Here is a 25,102-nt window from a genome sequence, read left to right as displayed (position 1 = left end):
TGCCCCATAGTTGGGCGGCATGACGGCGATTCCAACCGCCTTGGAACGCGTCGGCCGCGATACCCGTTTCCCGGCAAGTCGCAACATTCGGGGAAACGCCGTGTCGCCGCGCGCCAATTGGAAGGGATATCTCAAGATCGACGAGGTGACCTGCCCCGTCGCCCTGTACACGGCGGCGTCCACGTCGGACCGCATCGCCTTCCATACGATCAACCGCTCCACGGGCAATCGCGTCCGCCGCATCTTCGTGGACAGCGAGACCGAGAAGCCGGTCGACCGCGACGATCAGGTCAAGGGGTACGAGACGGGGCCCGACGATTACATCGTCCTGACGCCCGAGGAAGTGGCCACCGCCGTGCCCGAAAGCGACAAGACGCTTGCCGTCTCGGCCTTCGTGCCCTGCGGCAGCATAGACGACGTCTACCTGGACAAGCCGTATTACATCGCGCCTTCCGAGCCGCATGCCGCCGAGAGCTTCGTTCTGATCCGCGACGCTCTGACGAAGCGCAAGGTGGCCGCGCTGGCGCAAGCCGTCCTGTTCCGCCGTGTCCGTACCCTTCTCATCCGTCCGCATGGCGACGGCCTGATCGCCTCGACGCTGAATTTCGATTACGAAGTGCGCTCCGCCGACGACGCCTTCGAGAAGATACCGGCCATGAAGATCAAGGGCGAGATGCTGGACCTGGCCCGGCACATCATCGAAACCAAGGCCGGCCGCTTCGAGCCCGATACGTTTGAGGACCGATATGAGGCGGCGCTCACGGAACTGGTCAAGGCCAAGGCGGAAGGACGCAAGCCCAAGGCTGTAAAGCCCAGGAAAAGCGCGAAGGTCGTCGACCTCATGGACGCCTTGCGTCAGAGCGCCGGCGTAAAGGATGCCAAGGCGAAGAAAGCAAAGCCGGCTAATGTCCGCAAGGCGAGTTGAACTCTAGCGTTTTTTGCCCTTGTCATCGAGGCTCTTGCGCAGGGCGTCCATGATGCTGACGACATTGCCGGCGGCCTCCGGCGTGGGGCTTGCCTTGGTTTTTCGCCCGGATGGCTTCGATTTGCGCTTCTTGCGCCGGGATTCGATCAGCTCGAGAAGCTTGTCCTGTACCGGATCCTCCACCATGGCCGGGTCCCAGTCCGTCGTGCGGGCGTCCACGAGCTTCAGCATCATCTTCGACAGGGCGGCGTCCGCCTTCGGCTTCCCGATCCCGTCGAAGTAGTCTTTCTGCTGGCGGACCTCGTCGCCGTATCGCAAGGTCCAAAGCACGATACCCCTGTCGCGTGGCTCCAGAAGGACAGGACGCTCGCGCCGATACATGACCACGCGCGACAGGCCCGCCGTCCCGGTGGACGCCATGGCCTCGCGAATCACGACGAAGGCTTCCTCGCCCACGGGATCGCTGGGCATGACGTAATGCGGCCTGTCGAACCAGACCCACCCGACCGTATCGCGTTTCACGAAGCGCTCGATGTCGATCGTCCGGGTGCTTTCCAGCCCGACGGCGTCGATCTCCTCGTCTTCCAGCACGACGTAATCATCCTCGCCACGCTGCCAGGCGCGGGCCTCATCCTCTTCCCTGACCGCCTTTCCGGTCTCCGCGTCGACATAGCGGCTGACGACGCGGTTTCCGCTCTTTGCGTTGAGGGTGTGGAAGCGCACTTTTTCCTGATCGGTGAGCGCCGGCATCATGGTAACGGGACACGTCACCAGCGACAGCTTCAGATAGCCCTTCCAGAACGTGCGTGGCGCCATGATCGACCTTTCCAGAAAAGCCGGAACGGCCGACGCCGGGCCCGGGTTCCGGGTGGCTTTCATACCTGACCGAGGTACAAGCCGGTTGCTGCGACAACGGCAACGTATCGGGTGGCTTTGGCGACGGTAACCAGCAGAAGAAAGCTCCAGAGCGGTTCGCGCATGATGCCGGCGACGAGCGTCAGCGGATCGCCGATCACCGGCGCCCAGCTTGCCAGAAGCGACCATCGGCCGTAGCGCGCATACCACCCCTTCGCCTGCTCCATGCGCTGCGGCGATGCGGGAAACCAGCGCCGTCCCGCGAAACGGTCCACATGCAGGCCGAGCGCCCAGTTGACGAGCGAGCCCGTGACGTTGCCCACCGTCGCGACGCCGACGAGAAGCCAGACGGGATGCGCGCCCGCCGCAACCAACGCGGCCAGTACTGCCTCCGACTGCGCCGGCAGCAGCGTCGCCGCCACGAAGGCCGCCAGAAACAATCCCGACAATGCGGCCACGAGCCTACTCCATCCGGCAAGCACCGGCCCTCAGATGTCTCACCCTATATACTGCTCTCAGGCGTATTGGCTGCGGATTTCGTCCGCCGTGGCCGGCCTTCTTCCGAGGGCGGCAAGCGCCCGCACGAGGCCGGAGACGAGAGCCGTATTGTCGGGCGCGAGGCCACCGTCCGGCTTGAAGAGATTGTTCTCGAAGCCGACGCGGGCATCGCCCCCCAGAAGGGCCGCGGCCAGCACGCAATCCTGCTCGGCCGGGCCGAAGGCGCACACGGCGAATGTCTCGTCGACGGGCTCCGCAAGAAAGGGCAGGATATCCGGCGGGCTCGAACGCTGGCCGGGCGTGTAGCGTCCGAGTACGAACAGCAGCGTCTGCCGGCGCGCACCGAACGCTCCGCGCCGCCGCAGCGCCCGATAGCGGGCAAGGTCGTCGGCGCAATAGAGGATCACCTGCACCATCGTCTCCCGCGCATCGAGCCGTTCGATGAAGGCCGATGCCGCCGATACGCCGTCCTCGTCCGGCACGATCTCACGCAGGGCAAGCGAAACCGCCTCGGGCTGGGTGGCCTCCACGACATGCATCTGCGCCTGCGGTCCGTACCGCCCCGCCGCCTCCGAGGTCGGTTGGATGACGAGGTCGGGCCCGACCGCCGCGCGGATGGCCACACTGGCCGCCCGGTACGCTTCGGCGTCGAGGAGATGGCCGCCGGCAGCGTCCCGTACATGCAGGTGGAACATGCCGGCGCCCGCCTCATGGCAGGCAATTGCGCAATCGACCAGTTCCGGCAGCGTCAGCGGCACGGCGGGGTGGTCGGCCTTCGTCTTGTAGGAGCCGTTCGGCGCGACGGTGACGGCGACGGGGCGCACCGCCTTCATGCCGCCCCCTCGCGCCGGCGGATGGGAGGCAGGTCCGCTTCTACGATGCCGAGCGCCTCAGACAGCGCCATCCGATAGCGAGCCTTTTCGGCTGCGGCCTCGGCCTCCGGCCAATCGTAGAAGCCTGCCCCGGCCTTCATCCCGAGACGGCCCTCCGCGACGCGATCGCCGAGGGCGCGGGCGGGCTCGTGCGATGCCGACAGCGACGGATACATGGTGGCGGCGGCGGCGTGATGGACGTCGAGCCCGGCATGGTCGCGCTGCAGGGCCGGGCCGGCCGCGACATAGCGGAAGCCGAAGCCGAAACGTACGGCGGCATCGACATCTTCGGGCGTGGCGACGCCCGCGTCGATCAGGGCGAAGGCTTCCCGCGCCAGGGCGTGCTGCATGCGGTTGGCGAGAAAGCCCGGCAGGTCGCGCCGGACATGAACGGGCACGCGGCCGAGATCGCGCATCGTCGCCATCAGCGTGTCCGCGGTTTCCGGCGCGGTTTCTGCGGACGACACCACCTCCACCAGCGGCACGCGATGCGCCGGCATGAAGAAGTGCAGGTTGGCCATGCGATGGCGCGTCGCCAGCCCCGCCCCGATGGACGAGATGGGGAAGCCGGACGAATTGGACGCCAGGATGGCCGCCTCCGGCGCGCGCTCCACCAGGCCGGCGAAAAGCGCGCGTTTCACATCCAGCCGCTCGGGGGCGCAATCCACCACGATGGCGACGGCGGGCCAGTCGACATCGTCGAGGTCCGCCACGGCGCCGATGGCGGCGGCGTCGGCGGCATGACCGGTTTCCGCCAGTTCGGCCTGCCAATAGGTCGGCAGGCTCTGGCGTCGTGCCGCGCCCGGCTCGACCACGGTCACCGGCCAGCCACCGCGTGCGAAGACGATGGCGACATCCGCCCCCATCGTGCCCCCGCCGACGACCACCGCTCTGTGCGCTTGCGTCATTTCGTTCACTCCATGGGGCCGGCGGCCGCGATGACGCCGCGCCATTTTTCGATTTCCGCCTGCATGCGCCCGGTCTGGTCCGCACGCGAGCCCGGCGCCGGCACGACGCCCTGACGGTTCAGCGCAGCCAGTACCTCTTCATCCGCCAGGACCGCGTTGATCGCCGTATTGAGGCGCTCTGCAACGGCGTCGGGCGTATCCTTCGGCAGCAGTACGCCGAACCAGGACAAGACCTCGAATCCCTCGACGCCGCCCGAGGCGATGGTGGGCACCCCTTCCAGGAAGGGGGACGGCTCCAGCGTCGCGACGCCGAGCACCCGAAGACCGCCGCCCGTCACCGATGGCAGGATGGACGGAACGGTGTCGATCATCACGTCGACATGGCCGCCCATCAGGTCGGTGACGGCCGGCGACGAGCCTTGATAAGGCACGTGGACGATGTCGAGGCCGGCCATGTCCTTCAGCATCTCCATGCCCAGATGTTGCGGCGAGCCCGCACCGGACGATGCATAGGTGAGTTCGCCGGGGGCAGCCTTCGCCATCTCGATGAGTTCGGCGACGTTCTCTGCCTCGAAGCCGGGCCGCGTCACCAGCGCCAGCGGCACGAAGCCGGCAAGGCCTGCCGTCTCGAAATCCGTCGTCAGGTCGAAGCCTGGCGGCGGGGTCAGGTTCATGTTGATGGAATGGCTGGTCAGCGCTCCCATCAGGATGGTGTAACCGTCCGGCTGCGCCCGGGACGCCTGCAGGGCGCCGACGCTGCCGCCCGCCCCCGCGACGTTTTCCACGATGACGGACTGGCCGAGCTGGCCGCGCAGCCCCTCGGCGATGACCCGGCCGATGATGTCCGTCGCCCCGCCCGGCGTATAGGGCACGATCATGGTGATCGGCCGCGACGGATAGTCCTGTGCGACGGCCGGCCCGGCCACCATGGCGAAAGCAAGCGCCGCGGCCCCGATCAGGTTCTTCATGCGGTATCCTCCCGATTGTCGTTGCATGCCCTGCGGCAAACGGCCTTCTTCAGCGGGCCTTGGGATGCTGCAGGAAGTCGAAGTCGCAGCCCGATGGGGCCTGCGTGACGTGCCTGTCGTAAAGGGCGGCGTAGCCGCGCTGGGCCGGCGGCAGCGGTGGCGGCAAGTCCGCCCTGCGGCGCACCAGCTCCGCCTCGTCCACCAAAAGCTCTATGCGGTTGCCGGAGGCAGACAGGCGGATCCGGTCGCCGTCCCGCACCAGCGCCAGCGGCCCGCCCGACGCGGCATCGGGCGAAACGTGCAGCACGATCGCCCCGAAGGCGGTTCCGCTCATGCGGGCATCGGATATGCGGATCATGTCCTTCACGCCTGCCGCCGCCAGCTTGCGCGGAATGGGCAGGTAGCCCGCTTCCGGCATCGCCGCGGGGCTGGTCGGTCCGGCATTCCGCAGCACGAGGGCGTCATCGGCGCGCACGTCCAGCGACGGATCGTCCACCCGTGCCGCCAAATCCTCCAGCGAGGAGAAGACCACCGCCCGGGCCTCCTTCTCCAGAAGCTCCGGTGTCGCGGCCGCGCGCTTTAGGATTGCACCGTCCGGCGCGAGATTGCCGAAAAGGGCAATCAACCCGCCCTTCGGTTCGATCGGCTCGTCGAAGCGGCGGATGACCGAATGGTCGATCGTGCCGGGGTCGAAGCCGTCGAGCCTGTCGCCCAACCTATCGCCCGTCACGGTACGGCAGTCGAGGTCCAGAAGGTGGCGCAGCTCCCACATCAGGGCGGGCATGCCGCCCGCCGCGTGCAGATCCTCCATATAGTTGGAACCGACCGGCTTGAGGTTGACCAGGACGGGTGTCGTCTCGGCCAGTTCGTTGAGCCGCCGCAAGGACAGGCGAATGCCCGCGCGACCGGCGATGGCCGCCAGATGCACGAGCGCGTTCGTCGAGCCCGAAAGCGCCAGCAGGATCCGCATCGCGTTGTCGAGCGAGCGCTCGGTGACGAGTTCGGTCGGCCGGACCGCCTTCGGATCCGTCGCGAGCCAGGCCGCGATGCGGCCGGTGTCCTCGGCGATGCGCAGCCGGTCGGCGTGGACGGCGGGGGCCGTGGCGGAGCCGGCAAGCCCGAAGCCGAGCACTTCCGCAAGGCAGGCCATGGTGCTGGCCGTACCCATGACCGCGCAGGTGCCGGCCGTGGTGGCAAGGTTGGACTCCACCCTGCCGATCTCGTCGCCATCCACCTCGCCCGCCCGGAAGCGCGCCCAGTAGCGGCGGCAATCGGTGCAGGCGCCGAGCCGCTCGCCCTTGTAGCGGCCCGTCATCATGGGCCCCGTCACCAGCATCACGGCGGGCCGGTCGGTGGACAGGGCGCCCATGATCTGGGCCGGCACGGTCTTGTCGCACCCGCCGATCAGCACGACGCTGTCCATCGGCTGGGCGCGGACCATCTCCTCCACATCCATCGACATCAGGTTGCGAAATTTCAGGCTGGTGGGCGTCAGATAGGGCTCGCCCAGCGAGATGGTGGGAAACTCCACCGGCAGCGCGCCGGCCATCATCGCGCCTCGGCGGACCGCCTCCACCAGTTCCGGCATGGTGCGGTGGCAGTTGTTGAAGCCACTCGGCGTCGAGTTGATCCCGACCACGGGCCTGTCCAGCGCTTCGCGCGAATAGCCCATCGACAGCGCGAAGGAACGCCGGAGATAGCGCGCAAAATCCCTGTCGCCGTAGTTCGTCAACCCGCGCGCCATGCCGCGCGCGGTCTCCTCGCCGTCGCTCATACCGGTCCTCCCTCTAGAAGGACAAGGTTACGACGAGGCGGTTTCATATGTTAAATTCATGATTTGCATAAATTGAAACGGATTTGGCATGAATCTTTCCCCCCGCCAGCTTCGAATCCTCGTATCCCTGTCGGAGACGCTCAGCTTCAGCCGCACGGCCGACCGGTTCCACATGACGCAGCCGGCCCTCAGCCGCATCGTGCGCAGCATGGAGGAAGCGCTGGGCACGCGCCTGTTCTACCGCACGACGCGCAGCGTACGCATCACCCCCGACGCAAGCGCCCTCGTGCGCATCGCCCAGCGGATGCTGGACGATTACGACAACGGGCTGAATGCGATGGGCGGCGTCATCGAGCGGCGCGGCCGGAGGCTTTCGGTGGCGGCGCTGCCTTCCCTCGCGGCCATGCTGATGCCGCAAGTGGCGCTGGCGGTGCGCGACGCCGTTCCGGATGCCCAGATAGAGGTTCGTGACGCATTGTCCGACGCCACGCTGGACCTCTTGCGCGCGCGTGCCGTGGACTTCGCGCTGACGTCGGCGGACCCTTCGGAAAGCGATATCCGCTACGAGGAATTCCTGCGCGACCGGTATGTGCTTCTGGGTCGCCGCGACGATCCGCGCCTTGCCGGCCGGACACCGCCGGACCTTGCCTCCGCCATCGACCTCGGCCTCATCTCCATGCCGCGCGGCACGGCAGCGCGCCTCTATGCCGACAGCGCCTACCTGCAACTCGACATGCAGTTTCGCCCGGTCATGGAATTCGAGCACCTGGCGACGATCGGCAAGTTCGTGGCCGCAGGCTTCGGAGTGGCGCTGCTGCCCTGTCTTGCTGCGATGATGATCCGCGAGAAAGACCTTGCCATCCACGATCTACGGGGAGCGCCGGAACGGTCCCTCGGCATCGTCTCGTTGCGCGGCGATCCACCCGGCAGCCTGGCCGAACTTGCCATGCAGGCCATTCGCGAATGCGTGCAGGCGCTGGCCGAACTGGAGCCAGATCGCCTCAAGGCTTGACGCCCGGACTGGAGGCGGATAACATCCACAATAATAAACGCGTTCAAAATAATGAACGCAAGGGAGGATACCAAGCGTGAGCGGGCGGGGAGCCGAACGGATACTCGATCTGGTCGAGTGGATGGCCGGGCAGGCGGCGCCCTTCGGGCTTGCCGATGCCGCGCAGGCGATGGCGACCCCGAAGAGCTCGATGCTGCTGCTGTTGCGGACGCTGGTGGACCGCGGCTATGCCGAGCGGCTGCCCGATGGCCGATACGCACTGGCCCGCCTGCCGGGCGAGATGGATTCGACGGGCCGCGCCTGGGGCACCCTGCTGCGCGTGGCGGAGCCGCATCTGAAGGCTGCCGTCGCCTCCGTCCGCGAAACGGGTTTCGTCGCCGTGGTCGACAACGGGCGCATCCGTTACCTGAACAAGGTGCTGCCGGATCGCGAAATCCGCTACGACCGCGACATCGGCCAGACCCGCGACATTTCGGACGTCGCCAGCGGCATCGTCATCCTTGCGCATAGTACGCAGGAGCAGCTCGCCGCCCTTCTCGCCGGCTCTACCGGCGATCGGACCGCATTGGAGGCCGCCATGGAGCGCGCCAGGCGCGACGGCGTCTATTCGAACCGGCAAGGGCTCGTCGATGGCGCAGCGGGTGTCGCCGCTCCGATCCTGAATGCCGACGGCCAACCGGTAGCGGCCGTCAACCTTGCGGGGCCGCGCGACAGGGTCGTCGCCCAGCTGGACGCGTTGAAGACTACGGCAGTTCAGACGGTTGCACGCATCAGGGAGGAATTGCTGCGACGCAACCGGACTTGAGGATAACGGGAGGAAGAAGAAATGCGTTTTGCGATCATATGCAGCAGCATTGCAGTTGCGGCCTGCTTCTGGGCGACGGGCGGCATGGCTCAGGAGCGTCCGGATTACTACCCCGATGCGTATGACCAGCTGGTCGAGGCGTCCCGGCAGGAATCCGGCCTCGTCATCTACTCCAACATGGCGGACAACAACTGGGCACCCCTCATCGAAGGGTTCCGGCAGTCCTATCCCTGGATAAACGTCGAGACACTGGACCTCGGTTCCGGAACGGTCCATTCGCGCTGGGAAGCGGAGGCCGGCAGCGGATCGCGCACGGCCGATCTTCTCGTTTCGGGCGCAAACGACCGCTGGGCAAGCTACGGGCAATCCGAACGCATGATGCCCTATGACAGTCCCGAATTCTCGAAGCTGCCGGACTTTGCAAACCCCTATCCCGGTATCGCCGTGCTTTCGGCGGATCCCCTCGTCCTGACCTACAATACGGCACTGTTGGCGGAAGACCAGAGGCCGACCGGCTTCACCTCGCTGACGCAGATGGCGGCGGCCGATCCGGGCGCGTTCGACGGCCGTATCACGATGTACGACGCCGCCCGCAACCCCTTTCCGCTCGCAGCTTGGTCCACCTATCTCGGGGTCAAGGGTGAAGAGGGTTGGCGGCAACTGCGTTCGATAGGCCCGATGACGCGCGTCGAGCTGTCCGGCGGAGCGATGAACGAAAAGATCGCCACGGGCGAGTACGTCGTCGGCGTCGGGGTGTCCGGCATCACGATCTTTCCCCGTCTCGACCAGCCGGGCGGCGAGATTTTGGGCTTCGCCTTCCCGGACGACGGCACCATCATGATGCTGCGCGGTCTCGGCATTCCCAAGGAGGCGGCCAATCCGAATTCGGCCAAGCTGTTCTTCGATTACGCGTTGAGCCAGGAAGGGCAGACGCTGCTTGGCAAAGGCGGCCTCGTGCCCTATCGCGACGACGTCGACGAGGCTGAGGTGCGCTACACCTACCAGGGCATCGCCGAGGAAATCGGGGCCGACAACATGATCGAGGCCGGCTTCGACCAGCGGCTGATCACCGAGGGGCCTGCCTTCATCGAGAAATGGAACGCCGCCCTGCAGGGCCGCTGACGCAACCGACGGACGCCGCCGGCCGGCGGCGTCCACGGCAGCCAAGGTCTTCTCCGCAGCGACGCGGGAAGCACCACAACCCGGTGGAAACAATGTCCGATACCGTGCCAGCGCGGGCGCCCGGCCCCGCGATAGATCGATCGCGTCTCATCTTCTGGGGTGTGTCGCTGCTGACGGCGCTCCTCGTCATAGGGCCGATCGCGCCGATCGCCGTGCAGGCGTTCTTCGCCGAGCCTCTGTATGCCGACACCAACACGTTCACGCTGACGAACTTCGTCCGCCTCATGGCGGAGGCCGGCATTGGACGCATCTTCGCCAATACCCTCTATTTCGCGCTGCTCACCATGGGCGTCGCACAGCTGTTCGGGGCCATCGCCGCCGTCGTGGTGGGGCGCACCAACCTTCCCGGCCGCATCTGGATGGGCGAGCTGATGGTCTGGCCGCTCTTCGTCAGCAACCTCGTCATCGCCTTCGGCTGGTTCACGATGTACGGGCCTTCCGGCTACTTCTCGCTGGCCATGCGCAGCTGGTTCGGCGGCGTGCCCTGGAACCTCTACTCTCTGACCGGCATGGGCATCGTCGCCGGCCTCAGCCAGGCGCCGTTGACCTATCTCATGTGCATCGGCGCCGTCACCAAGGCCGATCCGCAGCTGGAATCGGCGGCGCGCTCGGCCGGCGCCGGTCCGTTCCGTGCCCTCTGGTCCGTGACCGTGCCGATGATGCGGCCGGCCATCATCTACTCCGCCGTGCTCAACTTCGTCATCGGCATCGAGATGCTGGCCATTCCGCTGCTCTTCGGCGGCCCCAGCGGCATCATGACCATCACGACCTTCCTGTACGACAAGGGCATAAACGCCGCCGTGCAACCCGATTACGGCATCGTCGGCGCCGCCGCGCTGATCCTCCTGGCGGTCGTCGCCTTCCTGGTCTGGCTGCAGGGCCGCCTGATGAAGGATTCCGGCCGCTTCGTCACGGTGCGGGGCAAGGCCAGCCGGCCGCAGATCCTGGATCTCGGGCCCTGGCGCTGGTTCGCCTTCGCCCTCGTCTTCGCCTATGTCTTCCTCACCATCATCGCGGTCTTCGGCGGCATCTTCATGCGCGCCAGCGTCAGTTTCCTGACGCCGCTGATCCCCTTCTGGAAGCTTCTGACGACGGCAAATTTCGAGATGATCCTGTCATCGAGCAGCTATGTCCGCTCGATCGTCAATACGGTGCTCGTCTCGTTCTTCGGGGCCATCATCGGCACCTTCTTCATCGCCGTCGTAACGCTGATCGCCCGGCGCTCGGAATTCCGATACGCCCGCCCCCTCGAATATCTGGCGCTGTTTCCGCGCGCGCTGCCGGGCATCATCGCGGGCCTCGGCTTCTTCTACGCGCTCGTCTGGATCCCCGGCCTGGACGTCATCCGGGGCACGATCTACGTCCTGATGATCGTCTTCATCCTGCGCTACATCCCGGTGGGCTTCGGAGCCATCGCACCGGCCCTTTCGCAGATCGGCGACGAGCTGGACAGGGGCGCGCGCATCTCCGGCGCGGACTGGTGGACCACCGTCACCCGGATCATCCTGCCGATCCTCAAGCCTGCGCTTTTCTCGTGCTTCGCGCTGCTCTTCATCCACTTCTTCAAGGAATACGTCACGGCGGTCTTCCTGTACCAGCCCGGCTCCGAAATCATCGGCACGACGATGCTTCAACTCGTGGCACAGGGCGACAACGGCCCAGTCTCGGCCCTTGCCACCATCCAAGTCATCATCACAGCGGTATTCGTGATCCTCGCGCGCCGCCTTCTGGGAGCCCGGATCTATGGCTGACCTCGTCCTCGATAAACTCACCATCCGCTACGGCGCCGTCACCGCGGTCCGCGATGTGTCGATCGTCGTTCCGAAGGGCGAGTTCCTCACTCTTCTCGGACCGTCCGGCTGCGGCAAGTCCACCACCCTGTTTTCCATCGCCGGGCTCAACAAGGCCACGTCCGGCACCATCCGCATCGGCGACCGAGTCCTCTTCGACGGAGAAGGCGGCGTAGACGTTCCGCCGGAACGGCGCAATATCGGCCTCGTCTTCCAGAGCTACGCGCTCTGGCCCCACAAGACCGTTGCCGAAAATCTCGCCTTTCCGTTGCAGTTGCGGCGCATCGGCCGGGCCGAGCGCGACGAGAAGATCGCGGAGGCGCTGGGCCTCGTGGAGATGATGCCCTACGCCGAACGCTATCCATTCGAATTGTCGGGAGGCCAGCAGCAGCGCGTGGCCCTGGCGCGCGCCCTCGTCTACCGCCCCGGCCTGCTGCTTCTGGACGAGCCTCTTTCGAACCTCGACGCAAAGCTGCGCGAGCGGGCCCGCGTCTGGCTGCGGGAACTGCAGGAGCGGCTGGGCGTCACCACGATCTACGTCACGCACGATCAGGCCGAGGCGCTGGCCGTGTCCGACAGGATCGCGGTCATGAGCATGGGCCGCATGCGGCAACTGGGCACGCCGACTGAAATCTACGAGACGCCCGCCGACGCCTTTGTGGCCGACTTCATCGGATCTTCCAACTTTCTGTCTGGCCGAATGCTGGGCCAGGATGGCGCGGGGGCGACGGTCGCCCTGGCCGACGGGACGCAGATCCGCGCTTGCGCGGGCGAGGCCGGCGGCGACGGAACGCTCGTCGTCGCCATTCGGCCGGAGAAGATCGAGATCGTCCAGGGCCCGGCCGAAAACGGCTTTGCCGCGGAAGTGCGGTCCGGCACCTATCTCGGCTCCGTCTACCAGTACGAGCTTGCCGGCGCGGGCGAAACCTTCCGCATCCAGACCACGCAGCCGGTGCACCAGGACCGCGTCTTCGTACGCATACCGCAACAGGCGACCGCGATCTTCGCCGCAGGGCCGGAGGCCGCCTGACATGGACACCGCACAGTCGACGATCCGCTTCGATGCGGGCCGGACGGGCCCGTTGCAGGGAATCCGCGTCGTAGATCTTTCCCGCCTCGTGGCCGGAAACATGCTGTCGCTGCAATTGGCCGATTTCGGCGCCGACGTCATCAAGGTGGAGGCGCCCGCAGGCGATCCCCTGCGCGACTGGCGCGATGACGGCCAGTCGCTGCACTGGAAGACCTACGGGCGCAACAAGCGCTCGGTGATGCTGAACCTGCGCGAGCCCGCACAGAAGGACGCGCTGCTGGCGTTGCTGCGGACGGCGGATGTCTTCATCGAGAACTTCCGGCCGGGCACGCTGGAAAGGATGGGCCTTGCGCCGGAGCTTCTTCTGGAAGCGAACCCCGACCTTGTCATCGTACGGATTTCGGGCTTCGGGCAGACGGGCCCCTACGCCGGCCTCCCCGGCTTCGGCACGCTGGTCGAAGCCATGAGCGGCTTTGCCGCCCGCACCGGCTTTCCGGACCGGGAGCCTGTCCTTCCTCCGCTGGCGCTCGCCGACATGATCGCCGGCATACAGGGCGCCCAGGCCGTGTCCATGGCGCTTTTGGCGCGCCAGCGCGGCCTGTCGCGCGGCCAGGTCATCGACCTGTCGCTGCTGGAGCCGATCTTTTCGGTGCTGGGTCCGGAGGCGTCGATCCATGCCCTGACGGGCAAGGTCAAGCAGCGTGTCGGCAGCGCGTCCAATACGAGCGCCCCGCGGAACGTCTATCTGTGCGGCGACGGCAAGTATGTCGCCCTGTCCGGCTCCACGCAGGTGGTCGCGATGCGCATATTCGGCATCATCGGGCGGGACGACATGAAGACCGATCCGCGCTTTGCCACCAACGAGGCCCGTGTGAAGCATCGCCCGCTGATCGACGCGGCGCTGGGAGAATGGTTCGCCACCCGCGACCGCGCGACCGCATTGCGCATCATGCGCGAGGCCGGCGCAACCGTCGGGCCCGTCTACGACATCGCCGACATCGCGCAGGATCCCCATTTCCGCGAGCGGGGCATCATCGTCGATGTGGAAGACGCCGACAATGGCAGCCTTCCCATGCACAACATCGTGCCGCGCATGTCGGGTACGCCCGGCGTCTGGAGACGCCCGGCCCCCGGCCTCGGCCAGCACACGGCCGAGATCCTCGCCGAACTCGGGTTCGAGGCGCCCGCCGATCTCACCGAAGCGCCCGGCGATAAGGAGGATCAGGCATGATCCGCTCGCTTCTCTACGTGCCGGCTTCCAGCGAGCGCTTCATCGGGGGTGCGCACAAGCGCGGCGCCGACGCGATCATCCTGGATCTGGAGGATGCGGTCGCGCCAAATGCCAAGGCCGACGCCAGGGACGCGCTGGTCCGGTCCGTACCGGAAGTGGCCCGTGGCGGCGCCAAGGTCTTCGTGCGCATCAACTCCGAGCCCGAACTCATCTCGCTCGATGCCGCCGCCGCCTGTCGGGCCGGGGCCGACGGCCTCGTCGTCCCCAAGACGAAAAGCCCGGAAACCCTTGCCGCCTTGGAAGGACTTCTGGCTCCCATCGAGGAGGAGCTGGCGCGGCAGCCGATGCCCTTCATTCCCCTGCTGGAGGATCCGGGAGCGATCTTCGACGCGCGGCCGATCGCACGCGGGCCCCGCGTGCTCGCCCTTGCAGGCGGCGGCGAGGACCTTGCCACCGCAATGGACGCGGAGGCGGCGCCCGACGTGCTGCGCCTTCCGAAACTGCTCATCCATATGGCGGCGAAGGCCGAGCGGGTTTTGTCCTTCGGCCTCCTGCGCAGCGTCGCCGATTATGCGGACGCAGCGGCCATGCGCGCGGCGGCAGAAGAAGCGCGGCGCTTCGGCTTCGATGGCGCGAGCTGCATCCACCCTGCCATCGTCCCCATCCTCAACGCGGCCTTCGCACCATCGCAGGCCGATATCGACTGGGCCAGCCGCGTGGTGGCGGCCAGCGATGCGGCGGCGGACGAAGGCGTCGGCGCCTTCACGCTGGATGGCCGCTTCATAGACGCGCCTGTCGTCGGCCGCGCCCGCTCCGTGCTGGCACGCGCCGGGCGGCAGGATATATCGGCCGGGACACACCCTTCGGGCCCGTCCCTCAGCATTCAGCGAGAGCAATCATGAATCTTTCAGCAGAAGCCGCCGGCGTCTTTCCGATCGCCGCGACACCCTTCGACGAAGCAGGCCGGCTCGATGAAGCCTCGCTGGACCGGCTCACCGATTTCTACGTCGAATCCGGGGCGACCGGGCTCACCATCCTCGGGATCATGGGCGAGGCCCAGAAGCTCGACGCGGAGGAAGCGCGGCTCGTCGTCCGCCGCATGGTCGCGCGCGCGCCGGTGCCCGTCGTCGTCGGCGTTTCCGCCCCCGGCTTTGCCGCGATGAAGGCACTGGCAAGGGATTCGATGGACCTCGGCGCCGCCGGCGTGATGATCGCGCCGACACCCAACCTGCGCACCGACGACCAGATCGTCTCCTATTTCACCGATGCGGTAGACGCCATCGGCGGCGACATCCCCTTCGTGCTGCAGGATTATCCGCTGACGCTGTCCGTCGTCATGACGCCCGGCGTCATCCGCCGCATCGTGGATGCCTTGCCCTCCTGCGTGATGCTGAAGCACGAGGACTGGCCCGGGCTGGAGAAGATCTCCACCTTGCGGCGCTGGCAGGCCGAGGGCAGCCTGCGCCCGCTGTCCATCCTGTGCGGAAATGGCGGTCTGTTCCTGGATTTCGAAGGAGAGCGCGGCGCCGATGGCGCGATGACGGGCTACGCCTTTCCTGACATGCTGGCCGAGCTGGCAGCCCTGCAAAAGGCAGGCCGACGCGACGATGCGCACGACCTGTTCGACGCGCACCTGCCGCTTATCCGCTACGAGCAGCAGCAGGGCGTCGGGCTTGCGGTCCGCAAATACATCTTGAAAAAGCGGGGCGCCATCGCCTGCGACCGGCAGCGCAAGCCGGGCGGAAGCCTGTCCGACACCGCCAGACAAGAGGTGGATTACCTGCTCGCCCGCCTCGCCCGTACCGACTCGCGCGCGGCACTATAGAGCGCCCAAGTCTCGACACCTTGCAACGCTATCGGTCGCTCTGTCTTCATACATCGAGGTTCAGCGACCGTTGGTTGCCTTGCGTGTTCTGTTGATCGCCATCGTTACGGCGATGTCCCTTCTCGGCCCGGTCGCCGCGGCCGAGCGGGCGGCCGAACGCGCCGGTTGCCATCAGCAGCGTGTCGTCGTCGACGCGGCATCCGAGCTCGGCGACACATGGTCGGACGAGGCGCGGCTGTTCTATTGCCAGGTCGCTTCCAGCATCCTGCCCGTCCACATCCTGCCGCAGCGCGACAGCGGCAGCGAACAGGCGTTCCTGCGCTTCACCGAAATTGCCGTTTCCCGGCACGTGCCGCCGGGCGACAAGCCACCGCGACGCTCGCTTCCATAGGCCACCCTTTCCGGAACGGACCGTCGAAGCCCGTGGCGCCTTGAGCGCCGCGACTTTACGAGACGAAGCGAGACAATCATGACTGATAGAACAACCGAAGCCCGGACCGGACCCGGCAGGCTGACGCGACGCGGCCTCCTGGCCGGCGGCAGTGCCTTCCTGCTTGGCGGCTGCGTCACGGCCACCCCCGTACCACCCGTACCGCCGGCGCCACCGGCCCCGCCCCCACCACCGGCAGTGCCCCTGATGTACCAGGCCATGCCGAACGAGCGTTTCCCCATCGAAGCCGTCGACGTGGCTCGCGTGCCGCAACATCTGTGGCGGCAGGAAGTCGCCTTTCCCCATGCGGAAAGGCCGGGCACCGTCGTAGTGGATACGCAGGCCAAGTATCTCTACCATGTCGGACAGAACGGCATGGCGACGCGATACGGAATCGGCGTCGGCCGCGACGGCTTTGCCTGGGACGGCCGGGCCGTCATCGCCTATAAGCGGGAATGGCCGCGCTGGACGCCGCCGGATTCCATGGTGGCGCGCCAACCCGAACTGGAGCCCTACAGCATCGCCAATGGCGGAATGGACCCCGGCCCGCGAAACCCGCTGGGCGCACGGGCCCTGTACATCCACCAGAACGGCGCGGACACGCTGTATCGCCTGCACGGAACGTTCCAGCCGTGGTCCATCGGCAAGGCGGTCTCATCCGGCTGTATCCGTCTTCTGAACCAGGATGTCATCCATCTGTACGACACGGTCCGGGACGGAAGCCCTATCGTCGTCTATCAGGGAGGCCTGCCCGGCGCGCCCATGGCTCAAGGATGGGAGCCGGCGTCCGGAAGCGCCTGATGGTAAGGCGACGTCGGCGGCCGGCAGCGCCGGAGTGCGCGTAAGAAACCGCGAGGCCGGCCCCGATGTACCATCGCGGCCGGCCGTCCGGAAAGGTTGAGGCTCAGGAAAGGGCCTGCGGGGAAGCGGCCGAGATCACCGACTGCCAGCTGAGCTGGGAGGCCAGGTGAAGGATGACCAGATGCAACCAGCCCTTCGCGTGGAATTCGAGGACGACGTCCTGCGGAAGCGCCCGCAACGCGGCCTCGTCGATCACGCGGAAACTGCTGATCTGGGCGACGATATCGTCGTCGTCGCGTCGGATCTGGGCATTGCGCTCGACCAGCAGCTTGTGTTCCAGCAGCGCGGCGCCGAAGCTTTTGATCTGCCTGTGCTCCGCCGCGTAGTTCTCGCACAGGTCGATGGCGCGCTGGCTGACGTCCGTCGGGTTGCCGGCATCGTCGAACAGGGGAAGCGCATCGACATCGGAGCCCGCCGCGGTGATGCTGTCGCTCTCTTCGTCGAAGCCGAGCATGATCCGCTCCTCGCTCGACATGGTGATGCCGATGAAGGGATAGCGGCGGATGTAGGCGGGCACGTAGAAGCCTTGCTTCCAGCGGCCATCCGCCTGGACGAAGAGGTTCTTGCCGGCTTCGATGCCGGTGACGATGACGGGCATCGCCGCATCGTCATTGGTGAACACGATCGGATATTGGCGGCCGGCCGCGGCGAATTCGCTGGCGACGATGGGGATCGCAGTCGCGCTGGCGGCAAAGGAGGCGGTGGCATCGCGCCGCAGGCCGAAGCCGGCATGCGCATCCGAACGCAGAAGCGTCGGCTTGCGATAGAAGAGCGGCAGCATCGCGTCGACGGATGGCGCTTCGCTGGATTCTACAGACGTATTCATGGCAACTCCGCAATTATAGATTCAATCACTGATCGAAACATCTACTAAAAATTGTAGTTCAGGTTCTCCCTGAACCGAATTCTCGGCGATGTCCGAACTGTATTTTCCTTTATATGACATTTCAAGATGCAGCTTGTCGTTGAGCGTCGATCTCGTTCCACCATGCGCGCGCGAATCACGCATAGGTTTAAACCGATGCTATTTTACACGTTATCATATGCATTAATAGTTTTATGAGACCAATTTTCGGGGGCCGTTTCTTCCTCTGCGTGTCGTCGTGTTCTACGCAGCGATCATGGGATGCGCGCCCGTTCCCTTATCGGCGACACAGATTTCCGGTGCTCGAATCTGGTGATTGTCCGGTGCGTTCCGTAACGTCGCGGCGATCAAGACGGGGAAGCCGCGCCATGAGTTGGAACCCTTCATTCGAACCGGGCTGCCCCGACGCGATCGACGCCGACGCGATCGAGACCCTGATCGTACCGCGCTCGCGGGACCTCGGTGGCTTCGAAGTGAGGCGCGCATTGCCTGCGCCGAAACGACAGATGGTCGGACCGTTCATCTTCTTCGATCAGGCCGGACCGGCCGAGCTTTTGACCGGGCAAGGTGTCGACGTCCGCCCGCACCCGCACAGCGGGCTGGGAACCGTTACATATCTGTTCCGGGGTGAGTTTCATCACCGTGACAGCACCGGCGCAAACCAGATCATCCGCCCCGGAGAACTGAACTGGATGATCGCCGGACGCGGCGTCACCCATTCGGAACGCACGACGACGGCCGCGCGAAGCGGTCCGAGCAGCCTGTTCGGCATCCAGACCTGGCTGGCCCTGCCGGAAAGCCACGAGGAAATGCAGCCGGCCTTCGAGCATCATGGCCGCGATGCCCTGCCCGTCATTGGTGACGAGGGGGTTTCCGTTCGCTTGATCCTGGGCTCGGCCTATGGCGAGCATGCGCCCGCGAGCATGCTCTCGGAAGCCTTCTACGCAGATGTGCAACTGGACGCGGGGCATCGGCTTCCACTGCCCGACGACCACGAAGATCGGGGCATATACATCGTCGAAGGATCGATCTCGATTGCCGGGCAGGAATATCGGGCGCCGCAGATGATGATCTTCCGTCCCGGCGACAGGATCACGGTTGCGGCGGGCGATCGCGGTGCCAGGCTGATGATCCTCGGTGGGGCGACGTTGCCGGGACCGCGTTATATCTGGTGGAATTTCGTGGCGTCTTCGCGGGAGCGTATCGAAGAGGCAAAGGCCGATTGGCGTGCGGAGAACTGGGGCATCGGGCGCTTCGACCTTCCGCCGGATGACCGCCTCGAACATATCCTGCTGCCGGAGCGATGATAAGCAGCCGGCCTGCAGGACGATGCGGTATCGCCCCGGGCGTCAGTTGCCGTCCGGGCGCCCGACTGATCGAGATGCCCGGAGGCCGCGACGCGCTGCAGAAGCTTGCTCGCCGAAGCCGGACCGGCGCTCGGTGCGCCAGTACGATTGCTGACATGATACGGGCCGCGTCCAGCTCGACCCCCGGCTCGCGAGCCGACATGGCAGGTGACTGGTCGGATCAGCAGAATGATGCGATCGTCGCGGATTATTTCGCGATGCTTGGCGACGACATCGCCGGGCGACCCTACAGCAAAGCCGAGCATAACCGTTTGCTGCAAGGTGTGATCGATCGGCCCCGCGGCTCGATCGAATATAAGCATCAGAACATCAGCGCCGTTCTCCAGGGTCTCGGTGAGGACTGGATCCGAGGCTACAAGCCGGCGTTCAATTTCCAGGCCTCGCTCGTCGATGCGGTAGTGCGTTGGCTCCAGCGTCATCCGGATTGGCTCGCATCGGCCGTGCCAGTGCCGGTGGGGCCATCGCTTTCGGCGCTTCGTGAAGAGGCGATGCTATGGATCGGCCTGCCACCGACGCTCCGGAATGCACCGCCGCCCGACGAGCTCGAGCAGATGACCACCATCGCTCGGAAGTACGATGTGGCCGAGCGCGATGCGCGCAATCGCGCGTTGGGTCGCGCCGGCGAAGAGCGCGTCCTCGCTCATGAGCGTGCCAGCCTTATTGCCGCCGGTCGGACCGATCTTGCCGAACGCATCCGCTGGGTGTCGGATATCGATGGCGACGGCGCCGGCTATGACATCCTGAGCTTCGACATCGATGGCAGCGATCGGCTGATCGAGGTGAAGACGACCAATGGCTGGGAGCGCACGCCGTTAGTAGCCAGTGGTGAGCCGCCTGCCTGTACCCCCTATTCCCACTCGATTATTAACCGAGCATCTAAGCTATTGTAATATAAAGCAAACAAAATTTTGTGGAACATAAAATACCGTCACAGAAATCGCCAAAAAAACTGGATTTTGAAATCGTTGGGTTTTTTGCCTTTCGGGCTAACTCGAACTTTTCGCCATCTATCGCCAGACGCGGTTCCTGAGATGGTGAACGGCTCTTACCGGCAAAAGTGTCAGCAACATCTATATCGTAGCTCAGCGAGTCTCAAAAGACGATGCGTTGCTAACGATTGATAAGGGAAGGTTGTCACTGCGCCTGCTCCCTACGCCTCTGTCAAGCGCAGTTCGAATCCCTCCTGCCCCGCCACTTCACCGCCGATTGTGCGATATTGCCGCCTATAACCGCCAATCACCGCACAATATTTTCGGTTATTGCGCCACCCGTTCCGCCTATAGCCCTCCACAGCACTATAAAATGAAGGTTCTCACCTACCCGACCAGATAGCATAGGTTACCCCGAAAATAGCCGCCGATTGTACGCCGGAAATTGCGCCTAGCGCCTGACGTCTCCACCACGAGCGATGACAGTTTGGCGCTAGCGGCGGACATTAAGAGATTGACGAAGGGGGGAATGGACAGTTGGCGCAGGTGGCCTTGTAGTGCATTTGGCGAAGTCGGCTGCCAAGGCCGAAAGCGCAAGTCTTAACGGGCTCCCCACCCCCGCCGATGATCAGGGTAAGGTCCGGGCAACATCGTCGAGACACCACGCCCGTAACCATGTGCGGTGTTGCAGATTTTCTTGTTGTCTGCAACAAGGAACCATGTCGCTACAAACGATTCAATTCACCCAGGAGCAAGCGCGCGATCTCGCTGGCGTGTCGCCGGGTGAGGTGCGTGCATGGCGCAAGGCAGTGAGCTACCTCGCAGCCAAGCCGGGCAAAGCGGCTCGTTTTACCTTCGCAGACATTCTCGGACTGGCGATCACGCGGCGGATCACGGGCGACTTCCACGTTCGCATCAGTGATATCGGTGACAGTATGGACGCGCTTTTTCGCGCCCTGTCAGAGACTCGTCCCTCTGATCTTGAGGGCTCGATCGCTTTGATTGACGCCCAGACGGCGCGATTGGTGGCCGGCTCGGACCTTGGCGCCAAGCCGCTTAAAGATCCGACTTTCGTCGTCCCCTGCGACCAGCTCATCCACGATTTGAGCCAGAGAGTGATGCCGCTTGCGCCCGCCTCGGTGCAAGCTGCTCTGCCCTTCGCGCCCGAGATGGTGAAGGCGGGCCGATGACTAACGCGGCGCTTCGTGAAATCCTGTCAGCGACCGGCTACATGGCGGACGGCGAAGCTGCGCCGGGCGTGCTGCTGGGCGAGGAAGCTCGCTTGGGCCGGCGAGGCCGATCCTTCACGCCCGACGCGCTGTGGCGCGGCCAGTCCTCTCTGACGGTCTATTTCAAGTTCACTTCGAGCCCGCCGGCCGACGCGGATTTGGCCGCTTGGCGTCAGGAGATCTGGAATGAGGGTTTCGCGCCCCTACTCTGGATCGTGTCGCCGGATCGCATCGATCTCTATAACGGCTTCGGTCGCCCCCGGCCGGAAGCTGATCCGGCACAGAACCGTCTCGCAACTTTCCTTACGATCGCATCCGGACTGGAGGAACTCGACGCGCTTGCTGGCCGCTTCGCCATGGAGACCGGCCAGTTCTGGGCCAGAACCAAGCAGGTGGATCGCAAGACCGCAGTCGATCAACAACTGTTGTCGGACCTTGCCGTGCTCGAAAGGGACCTAGTCTCGGCGAACCTCGTCCGGGACGAGGCCCAGGCGCTGATCGGCCGAGCGATCTTCACTCAGTATCTGCTTGATCGCGACATCATCACCGCAGAACGGATGAACAGTCTTTGCGGAACGGCACGTCTGTCAGCTGCGCTGCGCGACCGGCAGGCAACCAGCCAGCTGTTCCAGTGGCTTTCCAAGACCTTCAACGGTGACATGTTCCCGCCGTCCTCGGCGGCCCCGCCCGCGCCAGAGCATCTTTCTAGGGTCGCGAACTTTCTGGACGCCGTTGATCCGCTCAGCGGGCAGACCACCTTCTTTCCGTATCAATTCGACGTGATTCCGGTAGAGCTGATCAGCTCGATCTACGAGCAGTTCGCACACTCCGGCGCCGCGCCCATCGCGGGACGTGCCCGGTCCACGGAGGCCACCCGCGCAGGCGTTTACTATACCCGCCTGCCTGTGGTCGCCTTGATCCTTGACGAGGTCATGGACGGCCTCGACGGCGAACAGACCGTGCTCGACCTGACGTGCGGATCGGGCGTCTTCCTTGTCGAGGCGTTTCGGCGATTGGTCCACCTGCAGGGCTTGAAAACGCCGCTGACGAGGAAGGGCATCCGCAAGGCGCTTTATACCCAGGTCTACGGCGTCGACATCAGCGAAGCCGCGATCCGGGTCGCGGCGTTCAGCCTCTATCTGGCGGCCCTTGAACTCGACCCCGATCCCCAGCCTCCGGAAGGCCTGACGTTCGAGCCTCTGATCGGCCGAACGCTATTCGTTGGCGACGCTCGAACCATCGAGCAGACAGACGCCGGGACCGAACATCTCATCGAAGATAACGCCCTAAAATCGTTCGACATCATCGTCGGCAACCCGCCCTGGAGCTTCAAGGGTAAAGCCGGCACGGCCGATCGCCGCAAGGGCGGACAGACCCTTCCCGCCCAGCCACGGGGCGTGGGCCTAGACTTCCTGATGCGGGCTGTCGAATTCGCGAACCTGCAAACGCGGTTTGGCATGGTCTTGAGCGCCACCCCATTCTTCAGCGCCAGTAAAACAGGCGCATCAGCGGCACGCCACGTGGTCCGAGCTTTGGGCCCGGTGACGCTCGTCAATCTCTCGAACCTGCGATCCTGGCTGTTCGAGGGCGCAGCGATGCCGGCCATGGTCCTGTTCGCTCGGCATCGGCCCCAGCCAACCGAGACCTTGACCATCGTCCAGGTCCCGTGGTCGCCTGCTGGGCCGCGCTCCCACACCTTCGAAATCGCACCCAGCGATATCGTCCGTCTTTCGCTGAGCGACTGGGAGGCACGGCCGACCCGCCTCAAGACGGCGGCTTTCGGCCGGCGCCGGGACCTGCGCCTCGTTGACGATCTCACCGACAGGCATCAGCCGCTTGGCGAGCGGCTTCGTGATCTAGAAACTGTGCTGGGCGATGGCCTCATTCTTGGCAAAGCCGAGAACCGGAACCGCGACGCGGCTTACCTGACCGCGCTCGACTATCTGCAGAAGGATGACCTGCAACCCTTTGCCGTGCCCGACGACCTGCCCTCGTTCGGACTAACGGCCGCGCAGTGGCCGCGTGACCGGGCGCTCTACAAAGCGCCCCTGCTGCTGGTGAAGGAATTTCTGCCCGGGGAACCGAGGCCGTTGACCGCAGTCTCCGATCGCGACCTCGTCTTCGCCGAAGCCTTCTTTGGCGCACCGTTCCCCGCGTCCCATCGCGAAGCAGCCCATATCCTCGCCGGAGTCTTGGGCTCAGCCTTGGCGGCTTGGTTCTTCCTCATGACCGCCGGAGAGTTCGGCCTCTACAAACGGCGTCTCTTCCGACAGGACGTGGCGCTGCTGCCCACGCCGGATCTCAACCTGATCGCTGGCTCAGATGCCGGTCGAAAGATCTATGCGCTTGAGCAGCAATTCCGAACTCGGGCTCCGAACGCAGAAGATTGGATCGCGCTCGACGAGGCTGTCTTCGACCTCTACGACCTCGACGCCGACGATCGGATAGTGGTGCGAGACGGGCTCCTCAAAGCCGGATGGCAATGGAACGCGGGGCTTTCCGACTCCATGACTCCGGCTGATCCGCGCGAGGGTGTCGCGGCCTATGCACAGACCTTCTCGGCCGTGCTGGATCGATGGCTTTCGGCGCGTCGCCAACGAAGCGTGCGAGCGGAAGTGTTCGACCTGCGTGGCACGGATGCGATGCGGATTGTCCGGTTCGTCCTAGAGGACGGCGCCAAGGCCCCGGAGGTCGAAATCGTCTCGCCCGACGGAAGTCTCGCGGCGGTCTTCGGACGGCTCGAGGACCGAATGAAGGTGCCTCTCGCCAGCGCACTCACCGGTCAGCGCGAACTGCGGGTCCATGGCCGCAACGAGGTAGTGATCATCAAGCCTGCGGCTCGTCGCCACTGGCTGGAGAGCGTGGCGCTTGAGGACGCAGACGCGGTGATCGCCGAGAGTTTTGCGGGCCGCCGACATTGAGGATCCCCCACGAGTCCCAAGGCGCGGTCGGGCGCGAATATATCGCCCTAGCCGATGAGGTGGTCGCCGCGATCCTGGTGACGGTGCGGGAGGGCTGGGCCTTGGCGGCCATAGATGGGGAGACGGCCTTAGAGGGCGAGGTCGTCATGACCGAGCGGCTGCGAGACGGCATGCGCCAGGCTCTGACGTCCGGAACGCTGGCGTGGGGCAAGTCCTTCATCGTGGCGCTCGGCATGGAGTCGCGCTCTACCCCCGATGTTGTGACACCCGACGGTCGAACAGACATTCCCTTGTATGTCGTAGAAGTTTTCCTGCGCCACGCTGAGCACGATCCTCACGCGATCATCGAGTGCAAGCGCTTGGATGGAAGCGACACCTACCTCTGCCGCGAGTATGTGGTCGAAGGCGTCGATCGGTTCCGTTCGGGCAAATACGCCGAAAACCATGCCTCCGGCTTCATGGCGGGGTATCTGCTCGGCGGCGATGCGCAGTCGGCAGCGGCGGGCGTAAACGCGTATTTGGGGCGCGTGAAGCGGGCCGACGAACAGATCGTGCTTTCTCCAGTCGTCGAACATCCGGCATTCTGGCGATCCGAACATGCCAGAACGGTTGAGCGACCAGCCATCGCGATCCACCACGCATTGCTCGGGCTGACCGCCGAATCCTAAGTCGTAGTCTTGGCTGTCGCCAATCGATCGCGATTCTGTCAGAAGTTTTGTCCCGAGCGTGATTTATACTGATCCATGAAGTATAGGTGACGAGATCATGGAAGGGGGGCGGCGGCTGATCAAGGGAAACTTGACGCGATGAGCCGCCGATAAGGGG

The 25,102-nt window shown here is 65.1% G+C and carries 23 protein-coding genes; 16 read left to right on the top strand and 7 right to left on the bottom strand.

The genetic code is table 11. The features are described 5' to 3' along the window. Nucleotides 1–100: 100 nt before the first annotated feature. A complete protein-coding gene (locus NDN16_RS18070) occupies nucleotides 101–925 on the top strand; it encodes a Ku protein (protein WP_251114851.1) in 825 nt (274 codons plus the stop codon). Between the two features lie 3 nt (nucleotides 926–928). On the opposite strand, the gene NDN16_RS18065 is transcribed toward NDN16_RS18070, so the two are convergent. From NDN16_RS18065 to NDN16_RS18040, 6 genes are read right to left on the bottom strand one after another with little or no spacing between them, the layout of a single operon-like run. After that, nucleotides 929–1,741 (bottom strand): Ku protein, encoded by an 813-nt coding sequence (locus NDN16_RS18065; RefSeq protein WP_251114850.1) that lies wholly within the window; start codon nucleotides 1,739–1,741, stop codon nucleotides 929–931. A gap of 59 nt (nucleotides 1,742–1,800) precedes the next feature. Then, nucleotides 1,801–2,238 carry a YqaA family protein gene (locus NDN16_RS18060; protein WP_251114849.1) on the bottom strand — a complete coding sequence of 146 codons (438 nt, stop codon included), beginning with the start codon at nucleotides 2,236–2,238 and terminating at the stop codon, nucleotides 1,801–1,803. A gap of 57 nt (nucleotides 2,239–2,295) precedes the next feature. Continuing rightward, a complete protein-coding gene (locus NDN16_RS18055; RefSeq protein ID WP_251114848.1) occupies nucleotides 2,296–3,111 on the bottom strand; it encodes a 3-keto-5-aminohexanoate cleavage protein in 816 nt (271 codons plus the stop codon). Continuing rightward, entirely contained in the window at nucleotides 3,108–4,058 is a 951-nt protein-coding gene (locus NDN16_RS18050; protein ID WP_251114847.1) for a 3-hydroxyacyl-CoA dehydrogenase family protein, read from the bottom strand. Before NDN16_RS18050 ends, NDN16_RS18055 begins: the two co-directional genes overlap by 4 nt. Before the next feature lie 5 nt (nucleotides 4,059–4,063). After that, nucleotides 4,064–5,026 (bottom strand): Bug family tripartite tricarboxylate transporter substrate binding protein, encoded by a 963-nt coding sequence (locus NDN16_RS18045; RefSeq protein ID WP_251114846.1) that lies wholly within the window; start codon nucleotides 5,024–5,026, stop codon nucleotides 4,064–4,066. Between the two features lie 49 nt (nucleotides 5,027–5,075). Further along, nucleotides 5,076–6,800, bottom strand: coding sequence for a dihydroxy-acid dehydratase (locus NDN16_RS18040; protein WP_251114845.1), 1,725 nt, complete (start codon nucleotides 6,798–6,800; stop codon nucleotides 5,076–5,078). Nucleotides 6,801–6,888: 88 nt separating this feature from the next. On the opposite strand from NDN16_RS18040, the gene NDN16_RS18035 reads away from it, so the two are divergent. From NDN16_RS18035 to NDN16_RS17990, 10 genes are all read left to right on the top strand, one after another. After that, nucleotides 6,889–7,812, top strand: a complete 924-nt coding sequence (locus NDN16_RS18035) for a LysR family transcriptional regulator (protein WP_251114844.1) — start codon at nucleotides 6,889–6,891, stop codon at nucleotides 7,810–7,812. A gap of 76 nt (nucleotides 7,813–7,888) precedes the next feature. Further along, a complete protein-coding gene (locus tag NDN16_RS18030; protein WP_251114843.1) occupies nucleotides 7,889–8,617 on the top strand; it encodes an IclR family transcriptional regulator in 729 nt (242 codons plus the stop codon). Between the two features lie 21 nt (nucleotides 8,618–8,638). Continuing rightward, nucleotides 8,639–9,739, top strand: a complete 1,101-nt coding sequence (locus NDN16_RS18025; protein ID WP_251114842.1) for an ABC transporter substrate-binding protein — start codon at nucleotides 8,639–8,641, stop codon at nucleotides 9,737–9,739. Between the two features lie 92 nt (nucleotides 9,740–9,831). After that, nucleotides 9,832–11,550 (top strand): ABC transporter permease, encoded by a 1,719-nt coding sequence (locus tag NDN16_RS18020; protein ID WP_251114841.1) that lies wholly within the window; start codon nucleotides 9,832–9,834, stop codon nucleotides 11,548–11,550. Beyond that, nucleotides 11,543–12,619: an ABC transporter ATP-binding protein gene (locus NDN16_RS18015; protein WP_251114840.1), complete on the top strand. Its 1,077-nt coding sequence runs from the start codon at nucleotides 11,543–11,545 to the stop codon at nucleotides 12,617–12,619. Before NDN16_RS18020 ends, NDN16_RS18015 begins: the two co-directional genes overlap by 8 nt. A gap of 1 nt (nucleotide 12,620) precedes the next feature. Next, nucleotides 12,621–13,850 carry a CaiB/BaiF CoA transferase family protein gene (locus NDN16_RS18010; protein WP_251114839.1) on the top strand — a complete coding sequence of 410 codons (1,230 nt, stop codon included), beginning with the start codon at nucleotides 12,621–12,623 and terminating at the stop codon, nucleotides 13,848–13,850. Further along, nucleotides 13,847–14,752 (top strand): HpcH/HpaI aldolase/citrate lyase family protein, encoded by a 906-nt coding sequence (locus NDN16_RS18005; protein WP_251114838.1) that lies wholly within the window; start codon nucleotides 13,847–13,849, stop codon nucleotides 14,750–14,752. The genes NDN16_RS18010 and NDN16_RS18005 overlap by 4 nt, the downstream gene beginning before the upstream one ends. Beyond that, the gene (locus NDN16_RS18000) at nucleotides 14,749–15,675 is read left to right on the top strand and encodes a dihydrodipicolinate synthase family protein (protein ID WP_251114837.1); all 927 of its coding nucleotides are present in this window, start codon (nucleotides 14,749–14,751) and stop codon (nucleotides 15,673–15,675) included. The genes NDN16_RS18005 and NDN16_RS18000 overlap by 4 nt, the downstream gene beginning before the upstream one ends. A 70-nt stretch (nucleotides 15,676–15,745) precedes the next feature. Continuing rightward, nucleotides 15,746–16,066 carry a hypothetical protein gene (locus NDN16_RS17995; protein ID WP_285292811.1) on the top strand — a complete coding sequence of 107 codons (321 nt, stop codon included), beginning with the start codon at nucleotides 15,746–15,748 and terminating at the stop codon, nucleotides 16,064–16,066. 78 nt (nucleotides 16,067–16,144) lie between these two features. Continuing rightward, entirely contained in the window at nucleotides 16,145–16,906 is a 762-nt protein-coding gene (locus NDN16_RS17990; RefSeq protein ID WP_251114835.1) for a L,D-transpeptidase, read from the top strand. Between the two features lie 103 nt (nucleotides 16,907–17,009). Here the strand turns inward: NDN16_RS17990 and NDN16_RS17985 are convergent, their stop codons facing one another. Continuing rightward, complete coding sequence (locus NDN16_RS17985; RefSeq protein WP_251114834.1) at nucleotides 17,010–17,792, bottom strand: SapC family protein; 783 nt, start codon at nucleotides 17,790–17,792, stop codon at nucleotides 17,010–17,012. A gap of 407 nt (nucleotides 17,793–18,199) precedes the next feature. Between NDN16_RS17985 and NDN16_RS17980 the strand changes: the two genes are divergently transcribed. The 5 genes from NDN16_RS17980 (at nucleotide 18,200) to NDN16_RS17960 (ending at nucleotide 24,945) form a co-directional block, all read left to right on the top strand. After that, nucleotides 18,200–19,138, top strand: a complete 939-nt coding sequence (locus NDN16_RS17980) for a pirin family protein (protein WP_251114833.1) — start codon at nucleotides 18,200–18,202, stop codon at nucleotides 19,136–19,138. Between the two features lie 200 nt (nucleotides 19,139–19,338). Beyond that, entirely contained in the window at nucleotides 19,339–20,088 is a 750-nt protein-coding gene (locus NDN16_RS17975; RefSeq protein WP_251114832.1) for a DUF3883 domain-containing protein, read from the top strand. A gap of 758 nt (nucleotides 20,089–20,846) precedes the next feature. Next, entirely contained in the window at nucleotides 20,847–21,317 is a 471-nt protein-coding gene (locus tag NDN16_RS17970) for a hypothetical protein (protein ID WP_251114831.1), read from the top strand. Then, nucleotides 21,314–24,277, top strand: coding sequence for an HsdM family class I SAM-dependent methyltransferase (locus tag NDN16_RS17965; RefSeq protein ID WP_251114830.1), 2,964 nt, complete (start codon nucleotides 21,314–21,316; stop codon nucleotides 24,275–24,277). Before NDN16_RS17970 ends, NDN16_RS17965 begins: the two co-directional genes overlap by 4 nt. Continuing rightward, on the top strand, nucleotides 24,274–24,945 hold the full coding sequence (locus NDN16_RS17960) for a hypothetical protein (RefSeq protein ID WP_251114829.1): 672 nt from the start codon (nucleotides 24,274–24,276) through the stop codon (nucleotides 24,943–24,945). Before NDN16_RS17965 ends, NDN16_RS17960 begins: the two co-directional genes overlap by 4 nt. Nucleotides 24,946–25,102 lie beyond the last annotated feature (157 nt).

Source organism: Aureimonas altamirensis (assembly GCF_023702225.1).
Lineage (GTDB): Bacteria > Pseudomonadota > Alphaproteobacteria > Rhizobiales > Rhizobiaceae > Aureimonas > Aureimonas altamirensis_B.
The sequence above is the reverse complement of the archived record's forward strand: the minus strand, read 5'-3'. Positions and strand labels throughout refer to the sequence as shown.